Raw genomic sequence first — 10,159 nt, 5'->3', positions numbered from 1 at the left:
CTCGTCGGCGCCGAGTTGCGCGAACACCTCCGGCCCGCACCGACGCCGGGGCCTGTTGTCCCGCCTGCCGAAGGCACCCGCGTCGTTGGGGAGGCACCCAGGCGTATCAAGCCGCCGCGTGACACAAGGGCGCCGGGGTCCGGCGGAACCGGCGTAAGGGTGTTGACCAGTCCCCGGACCGTCCGTACCGTCGCGCCCCGCACCGCATACCCTTGGCGCATGGCCCCGCAGATCAGCCCCAGCATCCTGTCCGCCGACTTCGCCCGGCTCGCCGAGGAGGCGAAGGCCGTGGAGGGAGCCGACTGGCTCCACGTCGACGTGATGGACAACCACTTCGTGCCGAACCTGACGCTCGGCGTACCGGTCGTCGAGTCGCTCGCCCGGGCCACGGACACCCCGCTGGACTGCCATCTGATGATCGAGGCGCCCGACCGCTGGGCGCCGCAGTACGTGGAGGCGGGGGCGGGGTCCGTCACCTTCCACGTCGAGGCGGCCACCGCGCCCGTCCGGCTCGCCCGGGAGATCCGCGCCAAGGGCGCCCGCGCCTCCATGGCGCTGCGGCCCGCGACGCCGGTCGAGCCGTACGAGGACCTGCTGCCCGAGCTGGACATGCTGCTGATCATGACGGTTGAGCCGGGCTTCGGCGGGCAGGCGTTCCTCGACATCATGCTGCCGAAGATCCGCCGCACCCGTGAGCTGATCAGCAAGCACGGTCTGGAGCTGTGGCTCCAGGTCGACGGCGGCGTCTCGGCCTCGACCATCGAGCGGTGCGCCGACGCCGGGGCGGACGTCTTCGTCGCGGGCTCCGCCGTGTACGGGGCGTCGGACCCGGCCGAGGCGGTGCGTGCCCTGCGCGCGCAGGCGGAGGCGGCGACGGCCAAGGCGTCGTGGTTGCCTGACCACTGAGCGTCATATACGTGAACGGCGGTCGGCAGGGCTGATCGGCAGCGCCGGATCTGCAAGGATGAACGGCGAGTCCAGAGTGTGAACAGCAGTGAGGAGATCGCCGTGTCGGGTATGTCGGCGGGCCGGTCAGCCATGCGGATGGGACCCGCTGAGCTGGTGCAGGCGGCGGCCATGGCCCGCCGCTTCTACCTCGAGGGCAAGTCCAAGATCCAGATCGCCGAGGAGTTCGGCGTCAGCCGCTTCAAGGTGGCCCGGGTCCTGGAGACCGCCCTCGAGCGGGATCTGGTACGCATCGAGATCCGCGTGCCCGCCGAGCTGGACGCCGAGCGCTCGGACGCGCTCCGCGCCCGCTACGGCCTGCGGCACGCCGTCGTGGTCGAGTCCCCGGCCGAGGCCGAGGAGACGCCCGATCCCGAGAACCTGGGAGAGGTGGCCGCCGACCTGCTCGGCGAGCTGGTCAACGAGGGGGACGTGCTGGGCCTCGCCTGGGGACGTTCCACCATCCACATGGCGGCGGCCCTGGACCGGCTGCCGCCCTGCACCGTCGTTCAGCTGACGGGTGTGTACGACGCCGGGACCGCCGAACGCGGCTCGGTGGAGGCCGTGCGGCGCGCCGCGCAGGTGTCGGGCGGCGACGCCCACCCCATCTACGCGCCGATGCTGCTGCCGGACGCCGCCACCGCGGAGGCGCTGCGCCACCAGACGGGCATCGCGCGGGCCTTCGAGTACTTCGACAAGGTCACCGTGGCCTGCGTCTCCATCGGCTCCTGGGAGCCCGGCATCTCCACGGTGCACGACATGCTCAGCGACGAGGAGCGGGCCCACTACGCCTCCCTCGGCGTGGCCGCCGAGATGTCCGCGCACCTCTTCGACGCCGAGGGGCGCCGGGTCGGCCGCGACCTGGGGGAGCGGTGCATCACGGTCAAGACCGACCAGCTGCGCAAGGTGCCCGAGGTCGTCGCCATCGCCGGCGGACAGCGCAAGGGACCGGCGATCGACGCCGTGCTGCGCTCCGGCCTCGTCACCAGCCTGGTGACCGACACGTCGGCCGCCGACTACCTGATGACCGCGGGACCCGCCCCGCGCTCCGCCCTCAACCGCGCGGACCCGGACGGCCCCTGACGGAAGGTGGGACCGGGAGAGGGCCGGCAGCATCGGCCGCATGACGCCGCCCCGGGCCTTCCTCCCGCGTCTCGTGGCCTGCCTGCTGCTCGCCCTGCCGGCGGGCTGCTCGAGCGGCGGTGAGGACGGCGGCGGAGTCCCCGCCTGGGCCCGCGGGATGCCCGTCGCCGAGGTGTCCGAGCTGCCCGGCGAGGCCCGCCGCACGCTGCGGCTCATCGACGAGGGCGGCCCGTTCCCCTACGAGCGGGACGGCTCCGTGTTCGGCGACTTCGAAGGGCTGCTGCCCCGGCACGAGCGCGGCTACTACCGTGAGTACACCGTCCCCACACCCGGCTCGGACGACCGGGGCGCCCGGCGCATCGTCACCGGCCGGAACGGCGAGACGTACTCCACCGACGACCACTACGCATCGTTCACGGCGGTACCGAGATGACCCACGACCTCACCGGCCGGCTCGTCGTCCCCCTCGACCTCGACGGGGTGACCGACAAGGCGGGCCTGATGGACCGCTGCTCCCAGGCGCTCGGCCTGCCCGGCTGGTTCGGCCGCAACTGGGACGCCCTCGCCGACTCCCTCTCCGACCGCGCCGTCTGGCCCGAGGGCGCGGACGGGCGCGGGCTGCTGCTCGTCGTCCGCGGCTGGCGGGCCTACGCCGACGCCCGCCCCCAGGAGTGGGCGACCGCCCAGGAGGTGTTCGCCGAGGCCGCGGAACGCGCCCCGTCGCTCACCGTGGCGCTCGCCCTTGGAGGATCCGCCGAGCACGGTCCCGGCCGGGCTGGACGATCCGACCGGGCCTGACATTCCGGTCGCCGTGGGAGAATGAAGTACGTGCTCTTCCCCCTGGCTGACCTGTCCGGGGGCCACCTCTGATCGACTGGGATGTGCAGCACGTGCGTTTCCTCAACGACATCCAGCCCCCCTACGACCTGACGTACGACGACGTCTTCATGGTGCCGAGCCGCTCCGCGGTCGGCTCGCGGCAGGGTGTGGACCTCAGCTCCCCGGACGGCACGGGCACCACGATCCCGCTCGTCGTCGCCAACATGACCGCCATCGCCGGCCGCCGCATGGCCGAGACGGTCGCCCGGCGCGGCGGACTGGTCGTCATACCGCAGGACATCCCGATCGAGGTCGTCGCCGAGGTCGTCTCCTGGGTGAAGGCCCGCCATCTGGTGCTGGACACCCCGATCGTGCTGGCCCCGCACCAGACCGTGGCCGACGCGCTGTCCCTGCTGCCCAAGCGGGCGCACAACGCGGGCGTGGTCGTCGACGAGGAGCGCCGGCCCGTCGGCGTGGTCACCGACGCCGACCTGTCCGGTGTGGACCGCTTCACCCAGCTCGACGAGGTCATGTCCAAGGACCTGCTCCTCCTCGACGCCGACATGGACCCGCGGGAGGCCTTCAACACCCTCGACGGCGCCAACCGCCGCTACGCGCCCGCCGTGGACGCCGAGGGCCGCCTGGCCGGCATCCTCACCCGCAAGGGCGCCCTGCGCGCCACCCTCTACACGCCCGCCACGGACGACCGGGGACGGCTGCGCATCGCCGCCGCCGTCGGCATCAACGGCGACGTCGCCGGCAAGGCCAAGCAGCTTCTCGACGCGGGCGTCGACACCCTCGTCATCGACACCGCGCACGGCCACCAGGAGTCGATGGTCAACGCCGTCCGCCTGGTGCGCGCGCTCGACCCGCAGGTCCCGCTCGTCGCCGGCAACATCGTCTCCGCCGAGGGCGTCCGCGACCTGATCGAGGCCGGCGCGGACATCGTCAAGGTCGGCGTCGGCCCCGGCGCCATGTGCACCACCCGCATGATGACCGGCGTGGGCCGGCCGCAGTTCTCCGCCGTGCTGGAGTGCGCCGCCGAGGCGAAGAAGTACGGCAAGCACGTGTGGGCCGACGGCGGCGTCCGTCACCCGCGCGACGTGGCCATGGCCCTCGCGGCCGGCGCGTCCAACGTCATGATCGGCTCCTGGTTCGCCGGCACCTACGAGTCCCCGGGCGACCTCCAGCACGACGCCAACGGCCGCCCCTACAAGGAGTCCTTCGGCATGGCCTCCGCCCGCGCCGTGCGCAACCGCACCTCCGAGGAGTCCGCCTACGACCGCGCCCGCAAGGCGCTGTTCGAGGAGGGCATCTCCACGTCCCGGATGTTCCTCGACCCGGAGCGCCCCGGCGTCGAGGACCTGATCGACTCGATCATCGCGGGCGTCCGCTCCTCCTGCACCTACGCCGGCGCCGCCTCGCTGGAGGAGTTCGCCGAGAAGGCCGTCGTCGGCGTCCAGAGTGCGGCCGGCTACGCCGAGGGCAAGCCGCTGCACGCCAGCTGGAGCTGACCCGTCCGGTGAGGCGGGTGTGCGACGGCCCACACGGCCGGCGCAACGAACACCCGCCTCACCTCGAGGAACGCAATGATCTTGCGGTGGTGCGCAAGGTTGCTGCATTTCAGCAGCAACGAAGAACCTCGTAGGGTTACGCGCTGTACGTGTGTGGCGGGGACCCCGCTCGACGGGTCCCGGCTGTCGCGGGGCGCCGTCGGTCCCCGGCCGCGGAAGCCCGGCAGCGATCAAGGAGTCACCGCGTGCTCGACCATGGCGCACCCCCGCACAACGGCGGCCCCGCCGCCCCGCACTCCGAGGGGCTTGGCATGCGTCTGATGCGCCGCAAGCCCGTGGAACGCCTGGTCGCCGAGGGCGGCCACGGCGAGGGCGGCACCCTGCGCCGCTCCCTCGGACTGTGGCAGCTGACCATGATCAGCATCGGCGCCACGCTCGGCACCGGCATCTTCGTCGTCCTCGGCGAGGCCGTCCCCAAGGCCGGACCCGCGGTCACCCTGTCCTTCGTCATCGCCGGTCTGACGGCCCTCTTCTCCGCCCTCTCCTACGCGGAGCTGGCCGGCACCATCCCGGTCTCCGGCTCCTCCTACTCGTATGCGTACGCAACGATGGGCGAACTGATCGCCTGGGTGTGCGGCTGGTGCCTGATGCTGGAGTACGGCGTCTCGGTCGCCGCCGTCGCCGTCGGCTGGGGCGAGTACCTCAACGAACTCCTCGACGGCGCCATCGGCGTCACCCTGCCCGCCGCGCTGTCCGCCCCGCCCGGCGACGGCGGCGTCTTCAACGCCCCGGCGCTGATCGTCGTCCTGCTGGCCATGGCGTTCCTGCTCGGCGGCGCCCGCGAGTCCGCCCGCGCCAACACCGTGATGGTCCTCGTCAAGATCGGCGCCCTCGTGCTGTTCTGCGCCATCGGCGTCCAGGGCTTCCGCTCCGGCAACTACGAGAACTTCATGCCGCTCGGCATGGCCGGCGTCAGCGCCGCCGGGGCGACGCTCTTCTTCTCGTACATCGGCTTCGACGCCGCATCCACCGCCGGCGAGGAGGCCAGGAACGCCCAGCGTGACCTGCCGCGGGCGATCCTGCTGTCCCTCGCCATCATCACCGCGCTGTACGTCCTGGTCGCCGCCGTCGCCGTGGGCGCCAAGCCGTGGCGGCAGTTCACCGACTCCGAGGCCACCCTCGCCCAGATCATGCGCGAGGTCACCGGCCAGAGCTTCTGGGGCACCCTGCTCGCGTTCTGCGCCGTCATCGCGATCGCCAGCGTCGTCCTCACCGTGCTCTACGGCCAGACCCGCATCCTGTTCGCCATGGCCCGCGACGGACTGGTGCCCAAGGTGTTCGCCCGGGTCAGCCCGCGCTCCGGCACGCCCCGCGCCAACACCCTGATCGTCTCCCTGTTCTGCGGTGTGCTCGCCGCCGCCGTCCCGCTCGGCCAGCTCGCCGACGCCACCAGCATCGGCACCCTCTTCGCCTTCGCGCTGGTCAACATCGCCGTGGTGGTGCTGCGTCGCAGCCGCCCCGACATGCCGCGCTCCTTCCGCGTCCCGCTGTCGCCGCTGCTGCCCGCCCTCGGCTTCGGCTTCTGCCTGTGGATGATGGGCAGCCTGTCCACGGTCACCTGGGTCGTCTTCGGTGTCTGGATGGCCGTCGGGCTCGTGTTCTACTTCCTCTACGGCTACCGCCGCTCCCGGCTCGCCGCCCCCGCCCCGTCGGAAGCGAAGTGAACGACCCGCAGTGCTGAACGATCTCGACGAACGCATCGTGCACGCCCTCGCCGAGGACGCCCGCCGCTCCTACGCGGACATCGGCCAGCTCGTCGGCCTCTCCGCGCCCGCCGTCAAACGGCGCGTGGACCGGCTGCGCGCCACCGGGGCCATCACCGGATTCACCGTGCGCGTGGACCCCGCGGCCCTCGGCTGGCACACGGAGGGGTTCGTCGAGATCTACTGCCGCAGCAACACCTCACCGGAGACCATCCAGCGGGGACTCGAGCGGTACCAGGAGGTCGTCGCCGCGTCCACCGTCACCGGGGACGCGGACGCCGTCGCCCAGGTCTTCGCCTCCGACATGCGGCACTTCGAACGGGTGCTGGAGCGCATCGCCGGCGAGCCGTTCGTCGAGCGGACCAAGTCCGTGCTGGTGCTGTCGCCGCTGCTGCGGCGGTTCTCGTCCGGCTCGCCGACGTAGGGCGTGGCGAGGGGGGAGGGCAGGCCCGTCGTCCCCGTGTGAGGGTCGCCGAATCGGCGTAATCTGGGGCATATGCGGCAGCCCTCCGATGCCGGTGCGGTGACCGGTGAGCCCGAGGGGCCGGATCCTGTGTTCGTCGACGCCTCCGGTCGGCGGGCCCGGCTGCTCCGGCGGGCCGGGTACGGGGCCGCCGGGCTGGCCGCTGGATACCTGAGCGTGCTCGCGCTGAGCCTGATGGGGGCGACCCCGTTCGCCCCGGAGGCTCTGCTGCCGCCGCTGCCCGGGGAGTCCTCGCCCACGGCGCCGCTGCGGCAGGACACGGAGGGGGACGCGCGGTCTCCCGAGGAGGAGGGCGGGGCCGCGGTGGGGCCGGGATCGCCGCTCGTTCCGCTGATCGTCGGGGAGAGCCCGGCGGGCTCGTTGCTGCTGCCGCCTGGCGCCGATCCCGGGAGCGTCGCCGGGGTGCCGGTGGAGCCGCCGGACGCGGACGCGGACGGGGTCGAGGTCACGGACGGATCGGAGCCCTCCCAGGAACCCGGCGAGTCCGAGGAGCCCGGTGGGGCCGAGGAGCCGGACGGGGCAGGGGAACCCGTCGAGCCGGGTGAGGGTGAGCCGTCCGCGCCCTCTGACGGTGGTGGTTCCGAGCCGCCGCCGCCCGACACCGGTGAGCCTCCGGAGCCCGGTACGGACGCCCCGTCCGACCCGCCAGGAACACCGCAGCCCACGCCCGAGGCGCCGTCCGGGAACCCCGGCGCCTCCCTGCCCGACGACCCGCCGGCCGCCGGGACCCCCTGATGCGGCGGCGATCCCACCGACCGGCTGCTCGACCGCCCGCGTCCTCCGGGCCGCGGCGGCACCGGTTCCGCATCGTGGTGCCGCTGGTCCTGCTGGCCTTCGTCGTCTCCGTCCTCGCCGTCGAGGGGTACACCTCCCGCGGCTTCGCCGGGGACGAGGAGGGGCGCGGGGAGCGCGCCGGGCGGACCGGGGCCGGGGTGCCCCGGCAGGTCGCGGACGGGGGGCCGGTCGTCGACGCCGGTCACGATCCGCCGCGCACCTACCGGGCGCCCGCCAGAACCGTCGTGCTGACCTTCGACGACGGACCCGACCCCGTGTGGACGCCCCGCATCCGCGAGGTCCTCGACCGCCAGGGCGTCCCCGGCACCTTCTTCGTCACCGGACGGCAGACCGCCCGCCACCCGGACCTCGTACGGGACCTGATCCGCTCCGGGCACGAGATCGGGGTGCACACCTTCTCCCACCCCGACCTGGCCACGCAGTCCGAGGACGCCGTCGACCGGGAGCTGGCGTTCACCCAGCTCGCCCTCGCGGGCGCCGCCGGCGCCCACAGCTCGCTGGTGCGGATGCCGTACTCCTCCACGGTGGGCGCCCTGGACGGGCCCTCCTGGTCCGTCGCCCGGCACCTCGGCGAGCAGGGCTACGTGCTCGCGTTCGTCGACCAGGACACGCGGGACTGGAGCCGGCCCGGCGCCCGGGCCATCGCCGACGCGGCCACCCCGAGGATCCCTGGCCGGGGCACGATCGTCCTGCTGCACGACTCCGGCGGCGACCGCTCGCAGACCGTGCGGGCGCTGGAGACGCTGGTGCCGCGGCTCAAGGCCGACGGCTACCGCTTCTCGACGGTCGCCGAGGTGGTCGGGGTCGAACGCCTCACGGGCGGTGTGGACACCGCGGAGCGGTGGCGGGGGTGGGTGTTCGTGACCGCCGTGACCGTGTCGGGGACGACGGTGTCCGTGCTGGGCGCGCTGCTGCTGGTCGTCGGGGGGCTGGTGCTGGCACGGTGCGTGCTGATGCTGGGGCTGGCCCACCGTCACGCGCGGCTCGCGCGAAGGCTGCCGTGGTCCGGGCCGGGGCCCGGGCCGCCGGTCGTGGGGCCGGTCAGTGTGGTCGTGCCCGCGTACAACGAGGTGGTGTGCGTCCCCACGACGCTGCGGTCGCTGGTCGCGAGCGATCACCCCGTGGAGATCGTCGTCGTGGACGACGGGTCCGACGACGGCACCGCGGATGCCGCCGAGGCGCTGGAGCTGCCCGGGGTGACCGTGGTGCGGACCCCCAACCGGGGCAAGGCGGCCGCGCTCAACACCGGTGTGCTGCGGGCCTCGCACGAGATCGTCGTGATGCTGGACGCCGACACCGTCTTCGAGCCCTCGACCGTCCGGCGCCTCGTCGAACCGTTCGCCGACCCGGCCGTCGGCGCCACCGCCGGCAACGCCAAGGTCGGCAATCGCAACGGCATGCTCGGCCGCTGGCAGCACATCGAGTACGTCATGGGCTTCAACCTCGACCGGCGCATGTACGACCTGCTGCACTGCATGCCGACCGTCCCCGGCGCCGTCGGGGCCTTCCGCGTCTCCGCCCTGCGCCACGCCGGGATGCTCAGCGGGGACACGCTGGCCGAGGACACCGACCTCACCATGGCCCTGCACCGCGCCGGATGGGAGGTCCGCTACGCCGAGCACGCCGTCGCCTGGACCGAGGCGCCCGGGTCCCTGCGCCAGCTGTGGCGCCAGCGCTACCGCTGGAGCTACGGCACCATGCAGGCCGCCTGGAAGCACCGGCACGCCCTCGTCGAGCGGGGCCACGCCGGGCGGTTCGGGCGGGTGGGGCTGCCGCTGCTCGCGGTGTTCCAGATCCTCACGCCGCTGCTCGCCCCGCTGATCGACCTGCTGACCGTGTACGGGCTGGTGTTCGGGAACGCGGCGCTCACCCTGCTGGCGTGGTGCGGGGTCCTGGCGGTGCAGGGGGTGTGCGCCGCGTACGCCTTCCGTCTCGACGGGGAGCGGCTCCGGCCGCTGTGGGCGCTGCCGGTGCAGCAGGTCGTGTACCGGCAGGTGATGTACCTGGTGCTCATGCAGGCCTGTCTCACCGCGCTCAGCGGGTACCGGCTGCCCTGGCAGCGGCTCAAGCGGAAGGGGAATGTGGTGGTGCCGCCGGCCGGGGGAGGGCTAGGCTCGAAGGTATGACCTGGCGACATTGATTCACGCGCAGTGCCTCCCGAGGGCCGCCTCGGGCGCCGTTCGACCTCAGCGTCCGGTGTCCGAACCGCCCCTACGGGAAGGCCTCATGACTCTCACGCCCACGCGTGCCGTCGACGTGCGCGTGCGTCGGCTCACGACCACGCTGTACGGCTACTCGTTCCTCGAAGAATTCGTCCTGCTCTACCCGGTGTACGCGCTGCTGTTCAGCGACGCCGGGCTGTCCGTGTGGCAGATCTCGTCCCTGTTCGCGCTGTGGTCGGTCACGGCCGTGGTGCTGGAGGTGCCGTCCGGGGCGTGGGCCGACGCGGTCTCGCGGCGGCTGCTGCTGGTCGTCGGTCCGCTGCTGACGGGCGCGGGATTCGCGCTGTGGGTGCTCGTGCCGTCGTATGCCGCGTTCGCGGCGGGATTCGTGCTGTGGGGGACCGGCGGGGCGCTGAGCTCCGGGGCGCTGGAGGCTCTCGTCTACGACGAGATGGAGCGGGGCGGGGTGTCGGACCGGTACGCCCGGGTGCTGGGGCGGGCGCGGGCGGCGGGGCTGGTCGCCGTGATGGCGGCGATGGGGCTGGCCGGGCCTGTGCTGGCGTGGGGCGGGCATGCGGCCGTGGGGACGGCGAG

The 10,159-nt window shown here is 73.2% G+C and carries 10 protein-coding genes; all 10 read left to right on the top strand.

Translation table 11 applies throughout. The features are described from left to right. Positions 1–219 precede the first annotated feature (219 nt). On the top strand, positions 220–906 hold the full coding sequence (gene rpe, locus CCN29_RS23575) for a ribulose-phosphate 3-epimerase (protein ID WP_006131229.1): 687 nt from the start codon (positions 220–222) through the stop codon (positions 904–906). 78 nt (positions 907–984) lie between these two features. Continuing rightward, positions 985–2,028 carry a sugar-binding transcriptional regulator gene (locus CCN29_RS23570; RefSeq protein ID WP_031022355.1) on the top strand — a complete coding sequence of 348 codons (1,044 nt, stop codon included), beginning with the start codon at positions 985–987 and terminating at the stop codon, positions 2,026–2,028. A 40-nt stretch (positions 2,029–2,068) separates the two neighbouring features. Then, positions 2,069–2,461, top strand: coding sequence for a guanyl-specific ribonuclease (locus CCN29_RS23565; RefSeq protein ID WP_086684325.1), 393 nt, complete (start codon positions 2,069–2,071; stop codon positions 2,459–2,461). Beyond that, on the top strand, positions 2,458–2,826 hold the full coding sequence (locus tag CCN29_RS23560) for a barstar family protein (protein WP_006131232.1): 369 nt from the start codon (positions 2,458–2,460) through the stop codon (positions 2,824–2,826). The genes CCN29_RS23565 and CCN29_RS23560 overlap by 4 nt, the downstream gene beginning before the upstream one ends. Positions 2,827–2,918: 92 nt before the next feature. Then, positions 2,919–4,361, top strand: a complete 1,443-nt coding sequence (locus CCN29_RS23555) for a GuaB1 family IMP dehydrogenase-related protein (protein ID WP_006131233.1) — start codon at positions 2,919–2,921, stop codon at positions 4,359–4,361. 245 nt (positions 4,362–4,606) lie between these two features. Further along, positions 4,607–6,085, top strand: a complete 1,479-nt coding sequence (locus tag CCN29_RS23550; RefSeq protein ID WP_031022348.1) for an amino acid permease — start codon at positions 4,607–4,609, stop codon at positions 6,083–6,085. Positions 6,086–6,095: 10 nt separating this feature from the next. Continuing rightward, positions 6,096–6,548, top strand: coding sequence for an Lrp/AsnC family transcriptional regulator (locus CCN29_RS23545; RefSeq protein WP_031067555.1), 453 nt, complete (start codon positions 6,096–6,098; stop codon positions 6,546–6,548). A gap of 72 nt (positions 6,549–6,620) precedes the next feature. Further along, positions 6,621–7,343, top strand: coding sequence for a hypothetical protein (locus CCN29_RS23540; RefSeq protein WP_031022343.1), 723 nt, complete (start codon positions 6,621–6,623; stop codon positions 7,341–7,343). After that, positions 7,343–9,529: a bifunctional polysaccharide deacetylase/glycosyltransferase family 2 protein gene (locus CCN29_RS23535; RefSeq protein WP_031067558.1), complete on the top strand. Its 2,187-nt coding sequence runs from the start codon at positions 7,343–7,345 to the stop codon at positions 9,527–9,529. Before CCN29_RS23540 ends, CCN29_RS23535 begins: the two co-directional genes overlap by 1 nt. A 100-nt stretch (positions 9,530–9,629) precedes the next feature. After that, positions 9,630–10,159: MFS transporter (locus CCN29_RS23530; protein WP_143661369.1), on the top strand; the 530-nt coding region annotated here is incomplete at its 3' end.

The organism is Streptomyces pseudogriseolus, assembly GCA_002154585.1.
In the GTDB taxonomy this organism is placed as follows: Bacteria; Actinomycetota; Actinomycetes; order Streptomycetales; family Streptomycetaceae; genus Streptomyces; species Streptomyces pseudogriseolus.
Note: the sequence above shows the minus strand (reverse complement) of the source record. Positions and strands in the feature narration are given on the sequence as shown.

Excerpts from the sequence above, each read along its gene's own strand:
- CCN29_RS23565 (WP_086684325.1), top strand. The coding sequence starts at position 2,069 with ATGACGCCGCCCCGGGCCTTCCTCCCGCGTCTCGTGGCCTGCCTGCTG.
- CCN29_RS23535 (WP_031067558.1), top strand. The coding sequence starts at position 7,343 with ATGCGGCGGCGATCCCACCGACCGGCTGCTCGACCGCCCGCGTCCTCC.
- CCN29_RS23560 (WP_006131232.1), top strand. The coding sequence starts at position 2,458 with ATGACCCACGACCTCACCGGCCGGCTCGTCGTCCCCCTCGACCTCGAC.
- CCN29_RS23540 (WP_031022343.1), top strand. The coding sequence starts at position 6,621 with ATGCGGCAGCCCTCCGATGCCGGTGCGGTGACCGGTGAGCCCGAGGGG.
- rpe (WP_006131229.1), top strand. The coding sequence starts at position 220 with ATGGCCCCGCAGATCAGCCCCAGCATCCTGTCCGCCGACTTCGCCCGG.